Origin of the sequence: Virgisporangium ochraceum (assembly GCF_016863655.1) — a bacterium.
Classification (GTDB): domain Bacteria; phylum Actinomycetota; class Actinomycetes; order Mycobacteriales; family Micromonosporaceae; genus Virgisporangium; species Virgisporangium ochraceum.
This window is the reverse complement of the sequence record NZ_BOPH01000017.1, coordinates 89,805-113,998: the sequence shown is the minus strand read 5'-3', so window position 1 is coordinate 113,998 and position 24,194 is coordinate 89,805. Positions and strand designations below refer to the sequence as shown.

At 68.2% G+C, this 24,194-nt stretch carries 21 protein-coding genes; 10 read left to right on the top strand and 11 right to left on the bottom strand.

Going from position 1 to position 24,194, the window contains the following annotated elements:
- Positions 1 to 11 precede the first annotated feature (11 nt).
- Complete coding sequence (locus tag Voc01_RS06245) at positions 12 to 2,420, top strand: glycosyltransferase (RefSeq protein ID WP_203926296.1); 2,409 nt, start codon at positions 12 to 14, stop codon at positions 2,418 to 2,420.
- A complete protein-coding gene (locus tag Voc01_RS06240; RefSeq protein ID WP_203926295.1) occupies positions 2,410 to 3,357 on the top strand; it encodes a glycoside hydrolase family 130 protein in 948 nt (315 codons plus the stop codon). The genes Voc01_RS06245 and Voc01_RS06240 overlap by 11 nt, the downstream gene beginning before the upstream one ends.
- Here Voc01_RS06240 and Voc01_RS06235 read toward each other — a convergent pair.
- Together Voc01_RS06235 and Voc01_RS06230 are read right to left on the bottom strand one after the other, a co-directional pair.
- On the bottom strand, positions 3,354 to 4,598 hold the full coding sequence (locus Voc01_RS06235; RefSeq protein ID WP_203926294.1) for an aminotransferase class V-fold PLP-dependent enzyme: 1,245 nt from the start codon (positions 4,596 to 4,598) through the stop codon (positions 3,354 to 3,356). The genes Voc01_RS06240 and Voc01_RS06235 overlap by 4 nt on opposite strands.
- Before the next feature lie 18 nt (positions 4,599 to 4,616).
- The gene (locus tag Voc01_RS06230; protein ID WP_203926293.1) at positions 4,617 to 5,381 is read right to left on the bottom strand and encodes an SGNH/GDSL hydrolase family protein; all 765 of its coding nucleotides are present in this window, start codon (positions 5,379 to 5,381) and stop codon (positions 4,617 to 4,619) included.
- Between the two features lie 127 nt (positions 5,382 to 5,508).
- Between Voc01_RS06230 and Voc01_RS53985 the strand changes: the two genes are divergently transcribed.
- The 4 genes from Voc01_RS53985 to Voc01_RS06210 all read left to right on the top strand — a co-directional run bounded on the left by Voc01_RS53985 (position 5,509) and on the right by Voc01_RS06210 (position 11,306).
- Entirely contained in the window at positions 5,509 to 8,352 is a 2,844-nt protein-coding gene (locus tag Voc01_RS53985; protein WP_203926292.1) for an Hsp70 family protein, read from the top strand.
- A 50-nt stretch (positions 8,353 to 8,402) separates the two neighbouring features.
- Positions 8,403 to 10,088 (top strand): proline--tRNA ligase, encoded by a 1,686-nt coding sequence (locus Voc01_RS06220; RefSeq protein WP_239159989.1) that lies wholly within the window; start codon positions 8,403 to 8,405, stop codon positions 10,086 to 10,088.
- 10 nt (positions 10,089 to 10,098) lie between these two features.
- Entirely contained in the window at positions 10,099 to 10,518 is a 420-nt protein-coding gene (locus tag Voc01_RS06215) for a CBS domain-containing protein (protein WP_203926291.1), read from the top strand.
- Between the two features lie 236 nt (positions 10,519 to 10,754).
- The gene (locus Voc01_RS06210; protein ID WP_203926290.1) at positions 10,755 to 11,306 is read left to right on the top strand and encodes a YbaK/EbsC family protein; all 552 of its coding nucleotides are present in this window, start codon (positions 10,755 to 10,757) and stop codon (positions 11,304 to 11,306) included.
- Here Voc01_RS06210 and Voc01_RS06205 read toward each other — a convergent pair.
- Positions 11,290 to 11,739 (bottom strand): GvpU-like protein, encoded by a 450-nt coding sequence (locus Voc01_RS06205; protein ID WP_203926289.1) that lies wholly within the window; start codon positions 11,737 to 11,739, stop codon positions 11,290 to 11,292. The two genes, Voc01_RS06210 and Voc01_RS06205, sit on opposite strands and share 17 nt — an antisense overlap.
- Positions 11,740 to 11,811: 72 nt before the next feature.
- Between Voc01_RS06205 and Voc01_RS06200 the strand changes: the two genes are divergently transcribed.
- Entirely contained in the window at positions 11,812 to 12,648 is an 837-nt protein-coding gene (locus Voc01_RS06200; RefSeq protein ID WP_203926288.1) for an alpha/beta fold hydrolase, read from the top strand.
- Positions 12,649 to 12,717: 69 nt separating this feature from the next.
- On the opposite strand, the gene Voc01_RS06195 is transcribed toward Voc01_RS06200, so the two are convergent.
- Entirely contained in the window at positions 12,718 to 14,934 is a 2,217-nt protein-coding gene (locus Voc01_RS06195; RefSeq protein WP_239159988.1) for a PQQ-dependent sugar dehydrogenase, read from the bottom strand.
- A gap of 344 nt (positions 14,935 to 15,278) precedes the next feature.
- Here Voc01_RS06195 and Voc01_RS06190 point away from each other — a divergent pair, with 344 nt between their 5' ends.
- Positions 15,279 to 15,440, top strand: coding sequence for a hypothetical protein (locus tag Voc01_RS06190; RefSeq protein ID WP_203926287.1), 162 nt, complete (start codon positions 15,279 to 15,281; stop codon positions 15,438 to 15,440).
- On the opposite strand, the gene Voc01_RS06185 is transcribed toward Voc01_RS06190, so the two are convergent.
- From Voc01_RS06185 to Voc01_RS06165, 5 genes are all read right to left on the bottom strand, one after another.
- A complete protein-coding gene (locus Voc01_RS06185; protein ID WP_239159987.1) occupies positions 15,437 to 16,087 on the bottom strand; it encodes a YidC/Oxa1 family membrane protein insertase in 651 nt (216 codons plus the stop codon). The genes Voc01_RS06190 and Voc01_RS06185 overlap by 4 nt on opposite strands.
- Positions 16,088 to 16,171: 84 nt before the next feature.
- Positions 16,172 to 16,453, bottom strand: a complete 282-nt coding sequence (locus Voc01_RS06180; protein WP_203926286.1) for a DUF6412 domain-containing protein — start codon at positions 16,451 to 16,453, stop codon at positions 16,172 to 16,174.
- A 201-nt stretch (positions 16,454 to 16,654) separates the two neighbouring features.
- A complete protein-coding gene (locus Voc01_RS06175; protein WP_203926285.1) occupies positions 16,655 to 17,002 on the bottom strand; it encodes a hypothetical protein in 348 nt (115 codons plus the stop codon).
- 782 nt (positions 17,003 to 17,784) lie between these two features.
- Positions 17,785 to 18,147: a PIN domain-containing protein gene (locus Voc01_RS06170; protein ID WP_203926284.1), complete on the bottom strand. Its 363-nt coding sequence runs from the start codon at positions 18,145 to 18,147 to the stop codon at positions 17,785 to 17,787.
- Positions 18,144 to 18,320, bottom strand: a complete 177-nt coding sequence (locus Voc01_RS06165) for a hypothetical protein (RefSeq protein ID WP_203926283.1) — start codon at positions 18,318 to 18,320, stop codon at positions 18,144 to 18,146. The genes Voc01_RS06170 and Voc01_RS06165 overlap by 4 nt, the downstream gene beginning before the upstream one ends.
- 203 nt (positions 18,321 to 18,523) lie before the next feature.
- On the opposite strand from Voc01_RS06165, the gene Voc01_RS06160 reads away from it, so the two are divergent.
- Together Voc01_RS06160 and Voc01_RS06155 are read left to right on the top strand one after the other, a co-directional pair.
- Positions 18,524 to 19,195, top strand: a complete 672-nt coding sequence (locus Voc01_RS06160; RefSeq protein WP_203926282.1) for a hypothetical protein — start codon at positions 18,524 to 18,526, stop codon at positions 19,193 to 19,195.
- A gap of 94 nt (positions 19,196 to 19,289) precedes the next feature.
- Complete coding sequence (locus Voc01_RS06155) at positions 19,290 to 20,435, top strand: ImmA/IrrE family metallo-endopeptidase (RefSeq protein ID WP_203926281.1); 1,146 nt, start codon at positions 19,290 to 19,292, stop codon at positions 20,433 to 20,435.
- Positions 20,436 to 20,958: 523 nt separating this feature from the next.
- On the opposite strand, the gene Voc01_RS06150 is transcribed toward Voc01_RS06155, so the two are convergent.
- Both Voc01_RS06150 and Voc01_RS06145 read right to left on the bottom strand, forming a co-directional pair.
- Positions 20,959 to 23,244, bottom strand: coding sequence for an NACHT domain-containing protein (locus Voc01_RS06150; protein ID WP_203926280.1), 2,286 nt, complete (start codon positions 23,242 to 23,244; stop codon positions 20,959 to 20,961).
- A 97-nt stretch (positions 23,245 to 23,341) separates the two neighbouring features.
- Entirely contained in the window at positions 23,342 to 24,193 is an 852-nt protein-coding gene (locus Voc01_RS06145; protein ID WP_203926279.1) for an aminoglycoside phosphotransferase family protein, read from the bottom strand.
- Position 24,194 lies beyond the last annotated feature (1 nt).

Sequence of the window (24,194 nt, the reverse complement as noted above, 5' to 3'; positions counted from 1 at the left end):
ACAATCTGCCCATGTACCGTGCTGCTCAGACCCGGCTCGGCATCGTGTCGACCTACCTGCCGCGCCGCTGCGGGCTGGCGACCTACACCGCTGACCTGCGCGAGGCCCTGAAGGGCGACCTCGACCCCGTCGTGGTCGCGATCGACCGCGACGGCCTCAGCTATCCCGACGAGGTCGTCGCGGTGATCGACCAGGACCGTATCGCGAGCTACGTGACGGCCGCCGACGACATCGCCGCGGCCGGCGTCGACGCGGTTCTCATCCAGCACGAGTACGGCATCTTCGGCGGGCCGAACGGCTCGTACGTGCTGCACCTCGCCCGGGCGCTCACCAGGCAGGGCATCCCGTACCTGGTCACGCTGCACACCCAGCTGGCCAACCCGACCGCCGGCCAGTCGGCGACGCTGTCGGCGCTGTGCGCCGGCGCCGCACGCGTCACCGTGTTCACCGAGACCGCCCGGCAGCTGGCGATCCGTGCCGGCATCGCGACCGGGCAGCAGCTCACCGTCGTGCCGCACGGCGCACCGGAGATCCTGCGCGCGGTGCCGCCGCGCGAAGACCTGCGCGAGCACGTCACCCAGGTGCTCAACCGGCTCGGCGACGACCCGGTGCTCACGACGTTCGGCCTGGTGAGCGCCGGCAAGGGGCTCGAGGACGCGATCGGAGCGCTCGCGCGCGTGGTCGAGCGGCACCCGACCACCAGATACGTGATCGCCGGCGCCACCCATCCGGAGATCGTCCGTCACGAAGGCGAGTCGTACCGGCAGGGCCTGCACCGGCTGGCACGCGACCTCGGGCTCACCGACAACGTCCACTTCATCGACTCGTTCCTCACCCCCGCCGAGCTGTCGGCCCTGCTGCGCCGCACGACGATCTTCGTGACGCCCTACCTGTCGCCGGAGCAGATCTGCTCGGGCGCGCTCACATTCGCGGTCGCGGCCGGCTGCCCGGTCGTCTCCACCGACTACCGGTACGCGAGCGACCTGCTCGCCGATGGGGCCGGCGTGCTCGTTCCGTGCCGCGACGTACCCGCGCTCGCCGCCGGCATCACCGGGCTGCTCGACTCGCCACCGGCGCTCGCCGCCACGCGCGGCGCCGCCGACAGTCGCGGTTCGCGCCTCACCTGGCCGGCCGTCGGGCTCCAGGCCGCACAGCTCATCCGGGACGTCGTGAGCGAGGCCCGGTCGCGTGGCGCGGGACGGTTGTCGGTGCCGCCGGTCCCCGTCCCCCGGCTGCGCCTGCACCACCTGGGCCGGCTGACCGACGAGTTCGGCATCGTGGAATTCTCCCGCGGGGCCGACCCCGACCTCGACTACGGCTACAACGTCGACGACGTGTCGCGGCTCGCGATCGTGTCGGCCGGGCTGCTCGCGCTCGCGCCTCCCGCCGCACCGCAGGTGCTGACCCTCGCCCGGCGGTGGGCCGGCATGTCGGTGCGGTTCCTCACGGCGGCCGTCCGCGACGGCCGCATGCACAACCGCATGTCGTACGGCGGGTCCTGGACCGACGACCCGCACCCCGGCGACCACGTCGGCCGGTCGGTGTGGGCACTCGGGGTGCTGGCCGCGGGAACGGGCGTCCCACCGGAGACGCGTCGGGAGGCCCGCGTGCTGCTCGCCCGGCTCGCCCCCGACACGCCCGCGCTGGCCGGGTCGGGACTGCGGAGCGTGGCGTACGCCCTGCTCGGCTGCTCGGCCGCTGGCACCGGTCCCATCGCTTCGCTCGTGGCGCGCCTGGACGCGGCCCTGACCGCGACCGCGGACGCCGACTGGTACTGGTTCGAGCCCGAACTCACCTACGACAACGCCCGGCTGCCGCACGCCCTGCTCGCCGGCGCCGAGGCGCTCGGTGACGCCGGTGCGGCCGCCCACGCGCTGACCGCCCTGGACTGGTACGCCGACCACGCCGGCCTCACCGCCGGCACGCTGCGCAACGTCGGCAACCGCTGGCACCGGCGCGACGCGCCCGACGGCTGGGCCGACGACGGCGACGAACAGCCCATCGACGCCGCCTCCGCCGTGGAGGCGATGGTCGCCGCGTGGCGGCACACCGGCGACGCCCGCTACGGCAGCCTCGCCGGCGTCGCGTACGACTGGTTCCACGGGCGCAACCGCCGCGGCGTCCCCCTGTACGACGCGCGGACCGGTGCCTGCCACGACGGCCTCACCCCCGATGGCGTCAACGCGAACCAGGGCGCCGAGTCGACGCTGGCACACCTGCAGGCCGAGCTGGCGCTGCTGACCGCCGGCCTCGCCGCGCTGCCCGACCGCGTGCCGGTCGAACCGTCGGCCGACGCACGCGCGGCCGGGGTGAAACCCGAGCGAAAGAGCACATTTCTGGCCAACGACCGGGCAAAATCAAAGCCAGGCCGTCGCGCCGGAACCCGCTCGACCTGGAAGGGCCAGCACGATGCACGATGAAGCCGAGCTGTTCCACCGCCACCCCGGAAACCCCGTCCTGAGTGCCGCCGACTTCCCGTATCCGATGAACAGCGTGTTCAACCCGGGTGCGGCAATGCTCAACGGCGAAACGATCCTGCTCGCCCGCGTCGAGGACCGGCGCGGCATCTCGCACCTGGCCGTCGCCCGCAGCGAGAACGGACGCACCGGCTGGCGCGTCGAACCGAAGCCGCTGATCGCCGACGACCCCGCCGACCCCACCACCTGCTGGGGCGTGGAGGACGCGCGCATCACGCCGATCAAGGAACTCGGCGGGTTCGCGATCACCTACACCGCCTACGGGCCGAGCGGCCCGTGCGTGGCGCTCGCCGTGACGCAGGACTTCAAGTCGTACGAGTCGTACGGCGTGATCATGCCGCCGGAGGACAAGAACGCCTCACTCCTCCCCCGCCAGATCAACGGCCAGTACGTGCTGTTCCACCGGCCGGTGTCGGCGACGTCGCACCGGGCCGACGTCTGGCTGTCGCGGTCGGCGGACCTCAGGTCGTGGACCGCGTCGGAACCCGTGCTGCAGAGCCGGACCGGACCCTGGTGGGACGCGACACGGATCGGCATGGGCCCGCCCCCGATCGAGACGCCGCACGGGTGGCTGTGCTTCTACCACGGTGTGAAGCAGATGGTGGCGACGTCGATCTACCGCGTCGGCATCATGCTGCTCGACCTGGAGGACCCGACGAAGGTGCTGCGCCGCACGCCGTCGTGGGTCCTCGGCCCCGACGCGCCGTACGAGCGCATCGGTGACGTGCCCAACGTGGTCTTCCCGACCGGCCTCACCCACGACGAGGAGGCCGGGGAGCTGCGGCTCTACTACGGCGCCGCCGACAGCACCATCGCCGTGGCGACCGCCAGGTACTCCGAGGTGCTGGACTACGTGTTGAACCTACCCGAGCAGCTTTAGAGGTCCTTGACGGCCGCGATGGCGCGGTCGACGTCCGACTCGTCGGTGGCGACGCTGGTGCCGAAGCGCACCAGCGTCGTCGCGTACGGGGTGACGCTCGCGACGATCCCGTTCGCGCGTAGCTGCGCGACGGCCGCGGCCGGCGGCACGCCTTCCACCTCGCAGCACACCAGGCCGGCCGACAGGGCCGGCGACTCCGGCGTCACCAGCCGGACGTGGTCCTTGATGCCCTGCTTGAGCTTCGTGGCCAGCTGTTCCGTGCGGTCGGCGATGCGGTCGGCGCCGATCCGCTTGTGCAGGTCGAACGCGGCGGCAAGCGCCCAGCGGTTCTCGAACGTGTGATAGCCGCCCGGTGAGGCGAGCTCACCGGGTGACCCGCTGGGCGCGCGTCCGGAGATCCACGCGCCGATCGCGGCGCGGCTGAACGACGGCACCACCGGCGTGTAGCGCTCCCAGCCCTTCGGCGAACCCCAGACGAGACCGGTGCCGCGCGGTCCGAACAGCCACTTGTGCCCGCCCGACACGAAGAAGTCGACCTTCAGGTCCTGCGGACGCTCGCGCCGCGCCCCGAACCCGTGCACGGCATCGAGGCACACGAGCGCCTGCGTCCTCTCCCGCACGAGGTCGGCCATGGCCGCGATCGGCAGGCGCACGCCGGTCCCGGAATGGACCCACGTCAACGCGACCACCGCGACCTTCGGCGACAACGCCGCGCTGAACGCGGACAGGATCGCGTCCTCGGTCGGCTTGTCCCCGTAGAGGCGGACCTTCTTGACCGTGCACCCGGTGCGGGCGGCGAGCAGCCGCAGCGACTCGTGGGTGGCGTAGAAGTCGTGCTCGGTGGTGAGGATCTCGTCGCCCGAGCCGAGGCGCAGACCGCTGTACATCAGCCCCAGGCCCGCGGTCGTCGAGTCGGTGAACGCGATCGATCCCGGGTCGGCTTTCAGGTAGTCGCCGGCTTTCGTCGCCACCTCGCGGTCGAGCCTGTCCTCGTCGCTGGCGAGGAAGCCGGTCGGGTCCCGGTCGAGGCTCGCGGCGTAGCGTTCTATCGCCTGCTTCACGGGCGGCAGGTGGCTGGCGAAGACGAACGCCGCGAAGTTGGCGCTGTCCCTGTCGTGCGGGAACTGGGCCTTGACGCTGGCCCAGCTCGACGGATCGAAGTCCTGCCCGCCTGTCGTCTCTGTCGTGCACGCGGCCGTCGTGGCGGCGGCCGCTGCGAGAACTCCGCGCCGGGTGACCATCACCCCATCGTGAGGTGGTCAGGTCACGGGTTCAAGCGCCGGACGTTTCGGTTGCACGAGGTCGCCCGACGACCGCCCGGTGAGGCGCCGCTTGATCCACGGCGCGAGGTGCTGGGTGGCCCAGCGTGCGTCGGCCGCTCGCGCCCGCGTCCAGCTCAGCTTCTCGGGCGGGGGGACCGCCGCCAGCCAGCTCGGCTCCGCCGTGACGCCGAGCGCCTCCAGGACGTGCGCGGCCACCCGCCGGTGACCCGCCGCCGACAGGTGCAGCCGGTCGGTGCTCCACAGCCGCGTGTTGCGGAACGCGTCGTCACCCCACAGGTCGACGACGTAAGCGCCGTGCCGCTCGCCGGTCGCCGACACCGCCCGGTTCATCATCTCCACGCGCGGGCCGACGATCCGGCCGCCGGGCAGGCGGTCGGTGACGTCGGCCCACCGGAAGAGGACCACGTCGGCGCCGCCGGCCCGCAGGTCACGGACGGTGTTGTCGAAGTTCTCGATCAGCACCTCGGGCTGGAAGCCGCGCCGCAGTGCGTCGTTGCCGCCGGCGGCGAACGTGATGAGATCGGGCTCCATCGCGAGTGCCGCGGGCACCTGCTCCTCGACCACGCGAGGGAAGAGGCGACCACGGATGGCGAGGTTGGCGTACCGGAAGTCCTTCTCCCGCAGGGCCAGTTGCCCCGCGACGAGATCCGCCCATCCCCGGTAACCGCGACCGTCTTCGTACCGGTCGTCCATGCCCTCGGTGAAACTGTCGCCGAGCGCCACGAAGCTGCGCCACCGCATCCGTTCATCCTGACAGCCGCTGGTACAGACCGGCACCGGGTTTCGGGTGTGGGCTGCGTTACCCCACCTACCCCTCAAGAGGTACACGCTCTGTGACGACGGACCCCGCGTCCGTAGAGTGCGGGACATGACGGGGGGTGACGGTTTTGTCCTCGGTGTCGACTTCGGCACGTCGAACACGGTCGCGATGCTGCGCCGTCCCGACGGCCGCGTCACGCCACTCCTCTTCGACGGCACGCCGGTGCTGCCGTCGGCGGTCTTCGCGGCCCCCGACCGGGTGCTGTTCGTCGGCCGCGACGCGCTGCACCACGGACGCCACCGCCCCGCCGGGCTCGAGCCGAACCCGAAGCGGCACATCGACGAGGGGACGGTGCTGCTCAGCGGCCTCGAGTGCGCGGTTCCCGACCTCATCGGCGCGGTCCTGGGCCGCGTCGCCGACGAGGCGACCCGGGTCGCTGGCCACCGCCCCGGCACGCTGGTGCTGTCGCACCCGGCCGGCTGGGGCCCGGTCCGCCGCCTGACCCTCACCGACGCGGCCGCCGCGGTCGGCCTGCCCACGCCGGTGTTCGTCCCGGAACCGGTGGCGGCGGCGATGTACTTCACCTCGGTGCTGCGGGGCAGCGTCCCGTCCGGTGCGGCGATGCTGGTCTACGACCTGGGTGCCGGCACCTTCGACGTCACCGTGCTGCGCGCGGGCACCTCGTTCGAGGTCCTGGGCAGCGACGGCCTCGACGACGTCGGCGGCCTCGACGTCGACGGCGCCGTGGTCACCTGGCTGCGCGACCAGTACACCGACGAGGCCTGGGACCGCCTGTCGCGGCCGAGGTCGCCGGAGGACCGCCGGCTGCGCCAGGACCTGTGGGCCGAGGCCCGGGTGGCGAAGGAGATGCTGTCGCGCACCTCGGCCGTGGTGATGCGGCCGCCGCTGCTGGACCAGGAGGTCCCGCTGACCCTGGCCGAGTTCGAACAGATCACCCAACCCCTGATCGACCGGACCGTGCGCACCGCACAGGGCCTGTCCCGCTACTGCGAGGTGACCCCCGCGCAGGTGCTCCTGGTCGGCGGTTCGAGCCGCATCCCCCTGGTGGCGACGGCGCTGCACCGGGCGTTCGGCGTACCGCCGACAGTCACCGAGCAGCCGGAGACCGTGGTGGCCGAGGGCTGCGTCTTCGCACCGGGCGTCCCGCCGGCGGCTACCCGGTCCCCGGACGACGACCGCGACCCGGTGGCGTTGAGCACGGTGCTACCGGTGGCGGCCGGGTTGAGCACCGAGCCGTTCACGGCCGACGTCGGACCGGGTGCGCTACCGGCCGCACCGCTGGGACGCAGCGTGCTCCCCGCCATGCCCGGCGGCACCGCACCCGCCGTACCCACCCCCGCCGCTCCTGCCGCTACCTCCTCCGCCATCCCGGCCGGCGCCCCTGCATCCGTTCCTGCCGGCGCCCCTGCCAGCGCCCCCGTGGCCGCCCTCGATGGTGCGGCCGTTTCTTCCGCCGCCCCTTCCGGCGCGGCCATTGCTTCCGCCGCCCCCGCCGCCGGCTCCTCTGCCGCTTCGGCCGTGGCGACATCGCCGACCGTGGCGACGTTGCCGGCCAGCGCCCTGCGTCCCGGCGCCATACCGGGCGCCCGCGCCGGTGACCCGTCCACCGGCACCGGCCTGCTCTGGCCCCCGCTCCCACCGGCGATCGCCGTCCACCCCCTGGCCGCCGGCGTCGAGTCGACGGCCGACACCGCTCGCCTGCTTCCCGCCTCGCACGGAACCCCCCGCAACGCCGGCCCGGCCCGCCAGCTGCAGCGCAACCCGGGACACCACGCCGGAAACGCCTCCGCGCTCGGCGCCGACGGCTGGCCCGACCTGACCCCGCTGACCGGACGCCCCGCCGTCACCCCACCGGTCGTCGACGATGAGGACGCGGTCACCGAGGAGGTCTCGCCCGACTGGTCCGCCCCACCGCGGCCGGCGCCACCGGCCGAACCCGTACCGATGACCAGGATGCTGCGGGTCCCGGTACAGCCGGCCGGTCCACCGGACATCCTCGCGCCCGTGGAGCAAGCGCCGCCGGTTCAGACCCGGCCACTGGAGTCGCAACCACCGCCAGCGCAATCACCACCAGCGCAACCACCACCAGCGCAACCACCACCAGCGCAACCACCGCCAGCGCAACCACCACCAGCGCAGCGACCGGCTGTCGGAGACGACCGGGCCTTTCCGCCCGGGCCGCCGGCTCCTCCGCGACGGGCGCATCCGGACGACGTCGCGCCTACCCGGGCGCCGCAGCCGCGGCGGGCACGGGCTGCCGTCGCCCTGCTCGCGGTCGTGTTTCTGCTTGCCGCCGCGGCCGTGACGCTCATCGTCACCGTGCCGACCGGGCGCGACCGGAACGCGGCCCGGCCCTCCGCCGGTCCCCCGTTCCCGACGTGGGCCGTGCGGTACGCCGACTCACTCGGCACCCAGCGGGGCTGGTCGGCCACCGCCGACGTCGCCGAGAAGGTCGAATGCGGCTTCCGCAACGGGCGGCTCGAGGTCGACATGCGCAAGGGCGGCATCTTCCGCTGCCCCGGCCAGCGCGACGAGCTCACCGACTTCGCCCTGCGGCTCGACGTGTACCTGCTCGACGGGCAGGCCTGCGCCGGCATCTGGTTCCGGCGCGGCCTGCACGAAGCCGGCAAGGACTCCAGCTACGTGCTCGAGGTCTGCCGCACCGAGCTGGTGCTCGGTCACCACCACGCTGCCGGCGACATCGCGGAGTTCGCGCGGTTCCCGGTCCCGGAGCTGGGCACCGGCATCCGGACGGTGGTCGGCCTGGTCGTGCGGGGCGGCGACATCTCGCTGTACCTGCACGACGGGTTCGTCGGTCGGCACGACGACGGCCGGTTCCCCGGCGGACGGATGGCGCTCGGCATCGCCGTCCCCCGTGATCTCGGCGCCGGCCGGGTGGGCTTCAGCAGCGTGGAGCTACGCACCCCGTAACGCCTGCAGCAGCCCGTAAACCGGTTGTTGAACAAAGTAGGGTCGGACGCATGTTGCGCATGTCCTCCCTGTTCGTGCGTACCCTTCGCGAGGATCCGGCCGACGCCGAGGTCCGTGGTCACCGGCTGCTGGTGCGCGCGGGGTACATCCGTCGCACCGCCCCGGGCGGCTACACGTGGCTACCGCTCGGCAAACTGGTGCTCGACCGGATCACCGGCGTCGTCAAGGACGAGATGGCCGCGATCGGCGCCCAGGAGGTGCTGTTTCCCGCGCTCGTGCCGCGGGACGTCTACGACCGGACGGGCCGCACCGGCGAGTTCGACCTCTTCCAGGTCAAGGACAGGGACTCGGTGCTCGCGCCGACCCACGAGGAGTTCTTCACGCTCCTGGTCCGCGACGTGCTGGCGAGCTACCGGGACTACCCGGTCGTCCTGTTCCAGACGCAGTGGAAGTTCCGTGACGAGCCGCGCCCCCGCGCCGGACTGCTGCGCGCCCGCGAGTTCCTGATGAAGGACTCGTACTCCTTCGACCTCGACGACGCCGGCCTCGACCGGTCGTATCAGCTGCACCGCGAGGCGTACCAGCGGATCTTCGCGCGGTTGGGCCTGCCCGCCGTTCCGGTCAGCGCGATGGCCGGCGCCATGGGCGGCTCGCGGTCCGAGGAGTTCCTGCTGCCGCTCGACGCCGGCGAGGACACGTTCGCCCAGTGCGCGTCGTGCGGTTACGCCGCGAACGTCGAGGCGATCGCGGTGCGGCCAGCCGCGGCCGACGAGGCGGAGCACGGTCCGCTCACGGTTCTCGACACACCGGACACCCCGACCATCGACACGCTCGTCGCCCGGTTGAACCACCTCGCACTGCAGGGCCGCACCGACTGGACCGCCGCGCAGACGCTCAAGAACGTGGTCGTCCGGGTGGGCGAGGAACTCGTCGCCATCGGAGTGCCCGGCGATCGCGAGGTCGACCTCAAGCGCGTCGAAGCCGCCCTGCACCCGGCCAAGGTCAGCATGTTCGACGACTTCGCCGGCAGGCCCGATCTGGTCAAGGGCTATATCGGACCGCAGAACATCAAGCTGCGCTACCTCGTCGACCCGCGGGTCGCGCCCGGTACGGCGTGGGTCACCGGTGCCAACGAGCCCGGGAAGCACGCGGTCGACGTGGTCTGCGGCCGCGACTTCACCCCCGACGGCACCATCGACGCCGCCGATGTCCGCTCCGGCGACCCCTGCCCCACGTGCGGTGGGCCGCTCTCGCTCCGGCGCGGTGTCGAGGTCGGGCACATCTTCCAGCTCGGCCGCCGCTACGCCGACGCGTTCGGGCTCGACGCATCGGGTCCCGACGGCAAGCCGGTCCGCATCACGATGGGCTCGTACGGCATCGGCATCTCGCGTCTCGTCGGCGTGATCGCCGAGACGTGCTCCGACGACCGCGGGTTGGCATGGCCGCGCCTGATCGCGCCGGTCGACGTCCACCTGCTCGCTCTGGGCAAAGACAAGCTGGACGCGGCGGCCGCGCTGGCCGCGGACCTGGAGCGGGCCGGCCTGCGGGTGCTCCTCGACGACCGGCCGGGCCTGTCGGCGGGGGTGCGGTTCGCCGACGCCGAGCTGATCGGGGCACCGGCCACGGTGGTGGTCGGGCGGGCGTTCGACCAGGGTGCGGTGGAGCTCCGCCAGAGGGCCACGGGAGAGCACGCGGAGGTGCCCGTCGGTCGATTAGTGGCCGACCTCACTGGGTAACCGATGGCGCATGCAGACGGTCAAAGATGTGATGACGACGAGCGTCGTCTACCTGCCGAGCGAGACCCCGATCGCCGAGGTTGCCCGCACCATGCGTGAGCAGGACATCGGTGACGTCGTCGTAGCCGACGGTCCCAGCCTCGCGGGGATGGTGACCGACCGCGACCTCGTGGTGCGGGCCGTGGCCGAGGGCCGCGACCCCGAGGCCACCACCGTCGGTGAGGTCATGACCCGGGAGCTGGTCACCGTTCGTCCCGAGGACACCATCCAGCAGGCGGCGCTGCTCATGCGCGACCGCGCGGTCCGGCGTCTCCTCGTCTGCGACGACGACCAGGGCCTGGTGGGGGTCGTGTCGATCGGCGACCTCGCCGAACGGATCGACCCGGAGTCGGTGCTGGGCGGCATCAGTTCGGCCGAGCCGAACAACTGACGTTCTCCTCCCCCCGGTAACGAAACGGGCCCCGCCTTCACTGGAGGCGAGGCCCGTTTCGTTTACCTGACTGGAAGGTGGTCTGGCGTGGCCCCGCGCACGACGGGGCCACTGCCCTAGTAGACGTCACGTGTGGCCGTCCGGGTTGTCACCGGACGGGTGAATCCGATGTTTCACGTGCAACCACATCTGTGCTGGTCAATGCCCTTCATTGGGACGCCTCGCGGGGTGCCAAGATGGACGCCGTGCTTGGAAAGCTCGCCACCGAACCGGCCCGCGACCGCGCCGACCTGCTGGCCCCGCCGGTCGTCGACGCCCTGACCACCTGGCCCGTCGACGACGTGCTCGTCGCGCCGATCGACCCGGACCTCGCCGACACCGCGGCGTTCTGCGCCGCCTACGACGTGGGGCTGGAGGAGTCGGCCAACTGCGTCGTCGTCGCCGGCAAGCGCGAGGGCGTCACCCGGTACGCCGCGTGCGTCATCCTCGCCACGACGCGCGCCGACGTGAACGGAGTGGTCCGCAAGCTGCTCGACGTGCGCAAGGCCAGCTTCGCGCCGATGGCCGAGGCCGTGGAGCTGACCGGCATGGAGTACGGCGGCATCACGCCGATCGGCCTGCCGCCGGAATGGCCGGTGCTGGTCGACTCGCGGGTCACGGCCACGGCGCGGGTCATCATCGGCAGCGGGATCCGGGGCAGCAAGATCGAGCTTCCGGGCGCCGCTCTCGCCGACCTGCCCGGCGCCCAGGTCATCGAGGACCTGGCCCGGATCAGCCCGACGGGATGAGCTGCCCGTAGGACCAGCCGGAGATGTCCGCCAGCCTCCCCCGCCAGTAGAGGTCGCCGCTGGACGGCACCGGCTGCGGCATGAAGACCCGGCAGTTCTTCAGGTGGATGAACGCGGGCGGGGCCAACGCCTCCTCGTGCTCCTCCGGCGTCAGATCGTCGAGGACGCGGCCGCGGAGGCGGCGCACGCGGTCCCGCTTGTCTTTCAAGATCTCGGCGATCATCGCCTCCGGTGACGCGCCCGGGTTCAGGGTCGCCTGCTCCTCGAACCACTGCCAGTCCGGGATGATCTGGCCGCTCAACAGGATTCCCTGCACGAACAGGTTGATCGGGGAGCCGTCCTCGATGGGCTCGGTCAGGTTGTTGATCGACCCGACCAGCAGGCCAAGGACGGTGTCCGGCGGACCGGCGTCGGCCTCCGACGTTTCGGTCATTTGCACTGTCATGCGAACAAACTACCCAAAAGAGCCTCGCGGGTAGGAAGATCGCGAGGCTAGTGTCACCGCGTGGTTGCAGAGTTCGATCTGACCCTTCCCGACGGTTCGGTGCTCCACGCCTACGACACCGGTCAGGCCAACGCCGACCTGGTCGTGGTCTGGCACCACGGAACCCCGAACACCGGTGCGCCGCCGCGGCCGCTGTTCGCCGAGTCCGATCGGCTCCGCATCCGGTGGATCTCGTACGACCGGCCCGGGTACGGCGGGTCGACGCCCGCGCCCGACCGTCCCATCCACTCGGCCGCGACCTATTCCAGTGCGGTCGCCGACGCCCTGGCGATCGAGCGCTTCGCCGCGATGGGCCACTCCGGCGGCGGGCCGCACGCGCTGGCCTGTGGCGCGCTGCTCCCGGAGCGGGTCACGGCGGTGGTGAGCGTGTCGTCGATGGCGCCGTACCCCGCGGACTTCGACTACTTCGCGGGCATGAACGCCTCGGGGATCGGCGCCCTGACCGCCGCGGCCGGCGGACGCGAGGCCAAGGAGCGGTACGAGGCCACCGCCGACGAGTACGACCCGGAGTTCACCCCCGCCGACTGGGCGGCGCTCGACGGCGACTGGTCCTGGTTCGGCGAGGTGGTGCGGACGGGCAACGCCAACGGTCCCGGCCCGGGCATCGACGACGACCTGGCCTACATGGCGCCGTGGGGCTTCGACCCGGCCGATGTCCGGGTGCCGGTACTGATCGTCCACGGTGGACAGGACCGCATCATCCCGAGCGCGCACGGCGAGTGGCTCGCGCGCCGCTGCCCCTCGGCTGAACTGTGGTTGCGTCCGGCCGAGGGTCACATCTCGGTGATGACCACGGCGGCGCCGGCGCTCGACTGGCTGCGGGCGCACGCCGTCTGAATCAACAGCGCGCCTGATCAACAGCGCGCCTGATCAACAGCGCGCCTGATCAACAGCGCGCCGTCCGGATCAACAGCGCGACGGTGCCGGCGGACGCCCGACGCACGGACGCGCGAACGTCGCCGAGTACGCCGTCGAACTGTTCGCGACGATCATCTTCGTCTGTGCCCCGCCGTCGCTCCACTTCACGAACACGTACTGGTTGCCGGCGTACAACTGCGGCGTCACGCCGCTGATCTGGTTGTTCGATCCTTCGATCACCGTCTTCGTGAACGGCGTCGCCTGCGCCGACGAGCCGACCGCGATCCGCAGCCCCGCCGGGTTGCTGGTGAACGTCAGGTTCACCGTGCGCGGCTCCAGCCGTCGCGACACCGAGTGGCTCAGGCCTTCGTCGTCTGTCACCGTCAGCACGAGCTCCACCCATGACGGGTACTCGTGGTCGGGACCGAGAACGGTGCCTCCCGCGCCGGTGAACGAGTTGAGTGGGTGCACGTGGCAGGCGTCCATCGTCTCGCAGTGGTGCAGGTTCACCTGCCACTCCAGGGCCGCCGCCGGCAGGGTGCCCTGCTGCGGGTCGGTGGCGTGCCCGGTCACCTCGATCTTCTGGCCGACGCGCCAGGTGGTTCCGGCGGTCGGTGTGTCGATGAACGCGGTCGGCGCGCCGTTGCCGGACTGGATGAGCACGGTCGCGGTCCCGGTCACCCCGAACATGTCCTTGACAGTGAGCCGGGCGGTGTACACGCCCTTCTGATAGGTGAACGTCGGTGCGACGGCGGTCGAGTCGACGGTGCCGTCGCCGGTGAAGTCCCACTCGTACGTCAGGGTCGCCTGGTCGCCGGCGTCGGCGTCGGTGGACCCGGACCCGTCGAACTGCACCGCGAGCGGCGAGTCGCCCGACGTCGGCGAAGCCTGGATCACGGCCACCGGAGGCTGGTTGCCGGAGAAGTACCGGATGCGCCGCACCGAGCCGGTCGCCGCGACGTAGTAGAGGTCGCTGCCCGGTCCGATCGCGAGATCCACGGGCATCTCGGCGCCCGCGGCGAACGTGCGCCGGTCGTCGGCGTTGGGCAGACCGTCGGCGCCGGTCGGCATCATCACCCAGATGCAGCCGCGGCTGTAGTCGGAGAAGAACATCGCCCCGCGGTACTCGGCCGGGAACGTGGTGTCGTCGGCGGACGGGTAGAACGCCACCCCGGACGACGACGACCCGTTGTCGGGGACGCACTTCTCCCCCGGCACCACCTTGTCGTCGTGGGAGTAGGTGAAGAACGGGCCGCGGGCCGCGTCCGTCCCATAGAGCTCTTCGCAGACCGGCAGGTTCGCGGCGTCGTAGCCGTCCTGCCGGCCGTTGCCTTCGTAGCAGGGCCAGCCGTAGTTGCCCATGGTGTCGGTCGGGACGCGGTTGACCTCCTCGTACCCGTTCCAGCCGACCTCGGTGAGCCAGACCTCGTTGGTACCCGGACGCATCGCGAACCGGAACGGGTTGCGCAGGCCGTACGACACGATGCGGCGGGCGTTGGCGTCCGGGCTGGCGCCGTTGTGGTTGCCGGCCGCGGCGGCGCCGGTCGACGGGTCCAGCCGCAGGATGGTGCCGTTGAGCTGGGTCGGGTCGGCGGTGGTGCGCAGGTCCTGCGAGCGCAGGGCGCCGCCCTCGTTGGTCGGGTCTCCGCAGGGGTTGTCCCACTGGCCGGAGTCGGCGAAGTCGTAGCTCGCCCCGTCGCCGGAGCTGACGTACAACATGCCGTCGGCGCCGAACTTGAGGTCACCGACGGAGTGGCTCGGGAACTGCTGGCACCACTCGTGGATCAGGACCTGCTCCGACCCGGTCATCACGTTGCCGGCCGCCTGGAGTCGGGACAGCCGTCCGGTGACGACGCATTTCCCCATCGTCGGCCCGCCGACCCGGTTGCAGTCGTCGTTCCAGTACGGCGCTTCCGCTCCGGGCGGCGCGTCGTACGTGTACAGCACGTAGATGTACGGCTGCACCGGGAACTCCGGGTGGATCGCGAGGCCGATCAGCCCGCGGTCGTGCACGTTGTGGACGTTGCGCGACAGGTCGGCGAACACGGTCGGCCGCGGGTCGTTGACGTTGTCGTAGACCTTGATGACGCCGCCCTTTTCGGCGACGAACACCCGGCCGTCGGGAGCGAACTCGATGTTCGTCGGCATGTTCAGATCGCCCCAGACGACCTGCTCGGCGAAGCCCGGTGGCAGCTGCGTGGCCGCTTCCGCGCTGGGCGCCCGGTTCAACGCGACGACGGCGGCTCCGGCCACAACGGCGAGCACGGCGGAGATCCGGGCAATGGAACGACGACGGGCACGGGTGAACAAGCCATCCCCCAGGAACGACGGCACGAGGTAACCCGGGCACCTTATGCACGACTTAGCTGGAGGTGAATATCTGCTGAGTAACCGATCGATCGCCAGATCGTGATATCCACATCAATCAGTGCTAAAGCTGCCTATACAAATCCCCTGATTCGGGGCGAAGAACGCGAAGATCATCTAAACGGTGACCGTAATGGGATCCACGGCACACCTACGTCGGCGGTCGCGGCTCCCGATGGAGGGACGCGCCCCTCCATCGGGATCGGCATGACAGATAGCGGCCGGCCAATTACCGTCAAGTGATGGGCTCAGCGCTTACTTCCCTCATTGGCCTGGTTTTCACCGGGGTCGCGCTGTACGGCTTCTACTGGGTGATCCGGCTGGCCGTGCGCGACGGCATGCTCGAGGCCGACCGGCGGCGTCAGCGGGAGCAGACGCCGCAGGTCTCCCCCGAGAGCGGCTAACGCCGTAGCACCACCTGCTCCACGGCCGACCAGGTCACCGACGTGAGCAGGTAGAACCCGGCTGCCACCGGCATGAACACGGCCGGCACCACCGTCAGGTACGGCAGTGCGAGGGTCCACCGCGGCTGCCCGGACCGCACCGATCGCCGCGCCGACACCGTCGCGACCGCGAGCAGCGCACCCACCAGGCCGGCGAGCACCCATCCGGCGGCCAGTCCCTGCGCGGTGAGCGGTACGCCGAACAGCGTGGTCGAGAGCAGCGCTCCGGTGCCGGTGAACACGTGGTACAGCACGATGAAGGCGGGCGCCTGCAGGAGCGCGGGCAGGAACGGGGCGAGCGGGTTCGTGCCGGCCTCCGCGTACAGGCGGGCGAGCTCCGTCCGGAGCCGCTCTGGTTGCGTCCGGTACCTCTGCTGCAGGTCACGCACGCGGGGAAGCAGGTCGGCCTGCGCTTTTGCCGCCCGCACCTGCCGCTTCGACAGCGGTATCAGCGCGAACCGCACGGCCGCGGTGAACAACACGATCGCGAGCACGGTCGCCGCACCGCCGTCGATCGGCGCGAGCGCCGCGGCGAGCCGGGAGAGCAGGTCGTAGGCAACGTCGGCCGCCGCATCGAGCGGCCCGAACGTGGGCATGGTCAGGGACATCGCGAACCTCCGGGTTGTCGGCTGTGGACAGCACGGAAGGCCACGCGCAGGCGCGGTGTACCGGTATCTGGGGAAAAGCGACTGCTACGCGGCCGGGTCCGCCGTGGGCGCGCGCGGTCGCGCCCGCCCGGCCGCATCCGGGTCCCCAATCTTGGGGACGGCGTAGGTCCACCTCCGGGCGACCACCACCCCGGTACGGACCCCGTACGACCCGCCGCCGACAACGGCGGCCCGGCGCAGAGCGCCGGCGGCCAGGACCGCAAGCACGGCCACAGCCGCGGCGGCGGTGAGCGAGACCATGTCCTGGGCGGGCAGGCTGGCCCAGAGCCAGCCCGCGGCCCAGATGGTGCTCAGTACCTGGAGCACGGTGCCAGCTTATCCCCGTCTTTTCGGGGCACGAACGACACGCACGAACCCGGGATCCCCCACCCCCAGCCTGTGGACACCGTATTGGCAGTTCAATCCCGCGATGACCGAGAAGCCCCACCACTCGTCCACAGGTTGTGAACCGCCCTGTGCACCGACTTCGATGCGTTGTCCACAGGCTGTCCCAAGCCTTGTCCACCGCTATCTGACCCCGGCACGCAGGTACCGGTACGTCTGCGGCATCAGCAGTGCGATGGCACTCCCGATGGAGCCGGCCGCGTAGAGCAGCAGCAGGGCCGTGAGGAGCGCGCCATGCCAGGCCGGCGCCTGCGGGGCGCCCCAGACGGCCGACGACATGGCCGCTCTTCCCAACGAGAAGCCAACCAGCACGCCGGGGACGCAGCAGAACACCATGACGCCATGCCACCGCCGACTCCCCCGACGCACCCGGGCGGTGCCGAGCGCGAACACCACCATGACGACCGGCGCACCCACCAACGCCCCGACGGTGAGCCCCATCCCCGCCAGGACCGCCACCGCCCCGGTCATGTCCGGGCTGCCCGGGTCGAACACTTCGGGATGCCCAAGGTCGTAAACCCCAAGCGGCAGATACAAGCCGAGGGCGACGCCCACCATCCCGGCCGGAACGGGCAGCCACCGGAGCGAGCAAGGAATCCCCACAATCGACGATGGTGCCCGCTCAGCAAGCACAACCCGGGTCGATATCGAGGAGATCCAGTGAAGACCGGTGCGAGTCGAGCCCGTACGCCCGCTCGACACTGTCAGCCGACGGCCCGGTCGAGATCCGGTCGAGGCCCGGTCGAGGCCCGGTCGAACCTGGAGGCCGTACAAACCCGCCGACTTAGCCGACCGGCGACGCAACACCGTCATCCCGTCCGGCGACGAACTCAGCCACTATCCGGTGCGAACTCCAAGCCCTTGGCCGGCCACCCAGGAGGACGCAGTGCGGCACTTCCACGCCACACCGCAGAGCACGAATTGCGGGAACCGCAGGCCGCCCAGCGGCGGCTCCTGCGCCACACGACCCCGCGAATCACGCTGGAGACTTACGTCCAGTGGTGGCATTGCCAGGAGCGCCGACGCGGCGTCGCCTGGTTGTGGCGGTGAAGAGTGGAGACGAGGGGACTTGAACCCCTACTCCGCGAGGCCGGATCAAGCCCATAGAAATCGGTCGAATAGACGGCCCGACCTGCGAGTTACTCGTCATCGCCTGCCGACGTCTTACAGCCGTTACCAGGCTCAGGTGTGCCCAAAGTGTGCCCGATGATCATGCCGGCCCACTCCAGCGAACTGCCGTCGGGAGGGAGAAGTCAGATGGTCCAGATCGGTACGACGCCGGCGGGGTACTGCCACGGTGCGCCGGTAACGATGCCGCCCCGGATCTCCCGGGCTTCGTGGAGCACGTGGCGGACGATCAGCGATCCGATGCCGGTCGCGGTGTCGATGGCGGTCGACTGGTCCAGCGGGGTCACCTCAACCCGGACGGCGTCGAGCAAGGGCCGCCAAGCGTCGCTGGTCGCACCGATCACGTTGTTGGCCTCGGCCACCGCGACGGCCGGCATCACAAGGGTGAACTCGCCTTCGTCGGCCTGCTGCCACAGCCGGAACACCTGGTCGTTGCCCTGGAACAGAGCGATGATCGCGGTGTGGTCGAGTACGCGGGCCTCGCTCACGCGGCGGGGTCGGCGTAGAAGCGGCGGATCTCCTCATCGAAGCGACGCTGGTCGGCGTCGAACTTCTCCCGCTCTTCGGGGCTCATCTCGGGAAGCCGCTCCCACCCCATGGCTAGGCGCAGCCGCTCCGCGTTGGACGTCGGCTGGGTCTGGTCCGGGGTCGCCTGACTCATGCCTCGACGGTACCAATCCGAGACGCTTGTCGTTACCTCGAACCTGGCCGAAGCAGGCAGGCTTCCGTCACCGATCCGGCACTCCACTTTGTGGTGATTGGTCACTAGTAGCCGAAGCACACATCGATCATGAGGTACGTTCACCGTTCGAACAGCTTGTTCGAACACAACCGACCGCGTTATGGAGCCACTACTACTTGCGCATGGAGGTCCTGGCGTGCAAAATTTCAGGCGTGGACCTACACCCGCGCATCGGTCAGATCCTAGAAGTGATCCACGACCGGAACGGCGAGGCGCTGCTGTACGTGACGGCGGCTCTGGACGCCTCCATCCAGGAGACGTACGCGCAGAGCAGGCCGAAGTTTCCGCCACACAAGCTCCGCGGCGTGGTGTTGGCCACCAACGTCAGGAATCTGGTCCTTTGGCATTCGGAGCTGGACGAATTCAAGAAAGCAAAGCTCCGTGTCAAGGAGGGAGCGAACTGCTCCGTCCTCCTGATCGATCCGGCGGACACGCCGATACGCGTTCGGAAACATCCCCGGCGAAACCGGACAGAACTCGCTGCGGTTGTCAAGCCCGACGACGCCCTCATCCCTGTGACTCACCCAGAAGAGGACACGCTCTTCGGTCTCAACTGGATCGCCTCCTCCTGGGAGCCGGCGGTGCTCTGGGATGCCGACCCGGGCACCGAGTCGTTACGCAAGGCGTGGCTCGGAGCGCTAGAACGGGACAAGGAAACGCCGCGGATATTCGGCAAGCTAGAAATTCCGATCGGTTCTGCCGCGCTCTATGCGAGGAAGACACCGCCGCCAGCAATCGATCTTGGATGGGACGACGAGTTCCCGAACGAGGACACGGGCGACGACCTGGCATAGTGATCGCGGCTTCCAACTTCAAAACAGTTGGTGGCAAGCCGTGCTAGTGAACGTCTTCGGTGATCGAGTTCGCGCTGCCCGCACTCTCCGACGTATGAAATCGTCGGAGGTCGCCACGAAACTTGGGTGGCCAGCGTCAAAACAAACGCGTCTCGAATATTCCGAGCGCGCGTTCCTTGATCCTGAACAACTCGCTATTATTAGCAGCCTCCTACAGTTTCCGGAAAAATACTTCCTTGAGCCGCCTCCACCGCCTGTCACGATTGACGACCTCCTGTTTCGTGCACCTGTGGCAACACCAAAAAAGGAAAAGGCGTACCTAGCCGAGTTCGCACGGGCTGTCGGCGAAGTCCTTGAGTGGCTGGATGGCCGACATCGGCTGCCAGCCGTAAAGATACCCACGCTCCCGGCCGATACGTCCATGGCCGAAGCAGGAAAGGAAGTCCGTCGGGCACTGAGCTTGCCGGACGATCAGCCTATCCCGCACTTGATACACCTCATGGAACGAGCAGGCGTTCCGGTCATCGTGCGCGGCAATATTCAGCGAATGGCAATCCATGATCCCGAAGACCTCGCCCTTGATGCCGTCACAGAAAAGCACCTCGGTTATTCCACCAGAGTCGGGGAGCACGCTGATCGGCCCGTGACCGTGCTCCGGGCGAATCCGTCCTGGGAAAGAGTGAGATGGACGGTGGCACATGAACTTGGACACATCACCCTACATAGTCGCGGACTAACACCCGATTCTGAGAATCAGGCCAGCGCCTTTGCGAGCGAGCTACTTGCGCCCGCGTCAGCCGTCCGTAAGGAGCTCCCCGCGCATGTCACTCTTGCCTCGTTAACTGAGGTCAAATTGCGTTGGGGCATCTCGCTCGGAGCGCTAATCACACACCTACACGCCAACAACTTGGTTGATGCAGAAAGATTCGAGACGCTGCGGCGCCAACTCTATACCCGCATGAATTCGGCCACTGGCAGAAGCTGGGGAAGAGACGAACCTGGCTGGGATGCGCGAGAGATAGAACGCCCACGACTGTTGGTTACTTGGATGGAGCGCTGCCTCGGAATCGCCGTTCCGCACGCGGTAGCTCAAATGTCGGGCATTTGGCCAGCCGACCTGGTCGCCTCCATGATCAGTGGACAGCGCCCAAAAGTGAATCAACCAGAATCGGTCGGGCCGCCGACGCCAAAGCCCGACAATGTGATAAGCCTCGATCGCTGGCGGCTACGTGAGGCTTAGTAAGGGTCATTGATATTTGGACGCCATTCCGGGGGAGGCCCTTCGAAACATCTTGCCTGGTCCAAGTCGAGAGGTCACCGTAGGGGCCATCACGCCAGGCTCGGTGTCCTTGGCGCCCGGCGGCGGCGTGAAGGCGCTGGGCGGCGGAGGCTGCTGCGTCAGTCCTGGTCGTTGTCGAACTCGACGGCGGCCGGGGACGTTGATTCGGTGGCAAGCCGCGAAGCGGCGCGGCAGCCATTGCCCGTGTGCGAGACGGTGGCGGCCGAACTAGCGACCGTCGCGACGCACCCCTGTAGGGGTCGAACTCCGGCGCGGCTAGCCGGCCCGTCAGGCGGCTTCCCGCCCCGGCGCCGCAGGCAGCCGGGGCGGATGACCGCCGGGCCGGGTTACCGCGCCAGGCCGCGCGGAGCGCGGCCCTTGATCTAATAGAGAAAAATTCGGCAGTCAGTCGCCATGGAACGGGAATCTCGAGACGAGCCAGCGTGACCCGTCGAACCGGATGACGCTCGGGCCGGACATCGAATCAAATGCTTCGTAGCTTATCCACGACATCGTCCCTTGCTGTTTCCGGAGAACTCAGCCATTTTCGAACGCGCGGGTATTGAGATTTGACCGGCAACCACACCGTGACCGATCCTCGCTTCGAGGCGTAGACAAGCCTAGCGGACGCCAACACGTCTAGAACGGCGTTTACATACTGGCGTTCCTGTGGTGGGATCCCCTTCCTTAGGGCCGTGTCCTTTCTCCCCGCCCCCTTTTGCGCGTGAACCTTGCGCAAGATGACCAGTCCTAATCGAAGGCCTCGCGGAAGGTTCAGATTGACAAGTGCGTTTGTAGTACTAGCTTCCCGTGAAAAGCTACCAAATTTGCAGTCATTGAAGAGGGGCGGAAGATCGTCGTAACGCGCGACGCCGTCTATCTCAACGAATTCACACCCCCAAAATTTGGGAAGCTTATCGACGTTGTCATAGTTTCCAATTTCGAGCCGCTCGATGATACAGTCCTGGAACTCGACGCTGCCAAGATTTGCCTCGTCCTCACCAAGCCGAAATTCAGGCAGAATCACTTCTCGAATGGTGAGTCGGAAGTCAAAGTCAGTCACATCTAGTTCCAACGCAAGGAAGAACAGGTCAACGACCAACGTATCTTGATGACGCCTCGACGCGTGCGTGAGGGCGTGATTGATTGCCCCCGAAGCCTTCTCTTGGAGAACCTTTTCTAGAAGCGCGGCAGATACTGCCGTACCTAGGGGGCCAAGCAGATTCATCCATAGTTTGGAATCCAGGAGGAAAGACGACGGTGACATTACGTAACGAGAGATATCACCTGCTCGTGCAACCTGCGCTACATCAGCGTCTATGAATCTTTTGCTTCCTGTCGATGGGTTGTCGATGATAAGCCCCGGAAAACGACGAAGTAGGACTTCCTGTTTCTCATTCGGCGGGTATTTCATTACATCGCGAAAAGCGCTTCTCAGATCATCGACGTAGACCGGGCCGAGACCGTTTGCGGTGTGTCGGACGTTGGTTGCAATCCGCTCCAGCACTTGCCGCAGAAGATCTCCCGGAATCCCACCTTCTACCCGGGCATCTCGTCGGCAAATCACGCCCAACAACCAGTCCCACCCGTCAGCCGGAGACAAATGATTCGCATCAACGGCACTCTGTAGATGTCCCCGCGAAGCGAGCCATCCTAAGAGGAGCGGGCGACGGGGTACCCACTCTGGGACATCAGTCGACCAGCCATGCCGCGATAGATACTGACGCATCTGTCCAGCAGAGAAGTCCGAGAGACTATAGATCGGTGTATCGGAATCTAGGTCGAGCGCGGTCAGAAGATCCTCTTGGCTCGCGAAGTAATGAGTCCTGCCATTTACCGCCAACCCGGGACCCGACGGGCTTTCGCGCACGAACGCACGCACCAGTTCCACGGCCTGATAGTTCAATTCTCGCAGAGAGTCAGCATCGCGGCTGACACCAGCAAGTGGCGGCGAGTAGATCTCATCGAAGCCGTCGATTAGCAAGTGGCACATTCCACTACGCCAAGCTCTCACGAGTTTATCCGGACGAGGGTAGGAAATCTTCCGTGCGTGCCTTTCAATCGCCTCTACAGGATCTGTTTGAGCCTGATGTTCCCTCATGTTGAGATACAGTGGAAAACGGTACGAATCAGTCCCGGAGCGATACATTCGGACGAGAGAAAAGTAAACTTCGCGAAGTGTCATGCTTTTCCCAGCGCCGTAGTCACCGAGAAGTACCCACCGCTTGCCGGCGCGAATCGATTCCGTCAACCCGTCTACGGTGTGAGTGCTTTGATCCCTCAAATCCAACAAATCGATTGGACTATAGTCGCCTGGGTTTGGATTCTGGTCGTCCGCAGGATCGCGTGCGCTTCCGAACGGCGCCAGGTCACGAAGAGTCAGATACTCTCCAACATCGACTAGTCGACTACGAAATACGTCGAGCGACATGCACGTCACAGCCTGTCCGGCGACCCTTTCGACTGCATCTCGCTGTTGGTCCGACGGCTCACTCGATGTGATGAAGAATGCCTGGGCCGGTCGATCTGGATATGTTGCTCTGAGGTAGTTGAGGGAATCGATGAGCTTTTCCGCGTCCGACCGCGCCTTCGCCGAGTTCCGCGACACGGTCGCCTCAATTGCGACTGCGACATCGTCATTAACTAGTATTGCGTCACGTTCGCGACCCGCAATTGACATCGCCCCCTGTCCATCAGTGCCGGGGTAGAGCCACCGCGCAATGCGCCGAACTTCATTCTCGAAAGCGGTATCGTCTTCCTGTTTGCTCATACCACCCCTCGCCGATGACTGAGGTTGGGCTCACACTCGCAGATTAGCCCCCGAGGATACACGCCTTTGGTGATCAAGAGATAGCTGCGAGTGATACTCAGATCCGAGCGGCACCAGCAATCGATATCCATGCATTGACCCGCTCGGGGTCCTGCCCCGTCAAATGGCAAGCCAAGTCGACGATCGCCCTGTCGGTTCGGTTCCCAGCAAATTTGAATGCGAGTACGGCGACATCGTATGCCGCTTCGCCAGAAACCCCACGAGGGTCGATAAGGAGCCAGCCATGAGTGTCGTCGGCGAGCAGGTTCCAGCCGGAGGCATCCCCATGACACAAACCTGGCACGTGGTCTAGGGCTAGTTGGTCAAGGATCGAGAGAGCCTGTTCGCGCTGCTCCGCTGGTGCCACGGTGGTGTTCGGAGCCAAGTCGGCAAGATCGTCATTTTCGAGGCGATCGCGCAGCCAGTCGATGAGGGACGGCAGTTCGGGTGCCGGCGCGGGCTGGTCGACGATCCTGCGTATCGGGGCGAGCAGAGCCACAGGGTCAAGGCTGGATCGGTCGGCATGCGGCAACGGTGTGCCTGGCCGCGCCTCGTCCATGACGGTCCAGGTTCCGGTGGCTGTGGTGATGAGTGCGCGAACGCGTGGCCCGGCACCGATATCGGCCAGCGCGCTGGCGACCTTACCTTGAAGCGGGCCGTCAGGGTCTGGAGTGGAGCGGAAGACGATCCCGCCGGTCGGGGTTTCGGCGGCAACGACGTATCCATAGCGAGCGGCGAATACGGTTCGAGGTTTGGCGCCATTAGCCGCGCACAGTTCGCGAAGTTCCGCGGCAGCGGCTGCAATCCAGCCCTCGGCGCGATCCGGCCACCGGAGCCGCACGCCGTCGATGACCCGGTCAGGTACGCGAAGGCGCGAATCCGTCGGCCCGTCTGCGTCAACCTCGGTCATC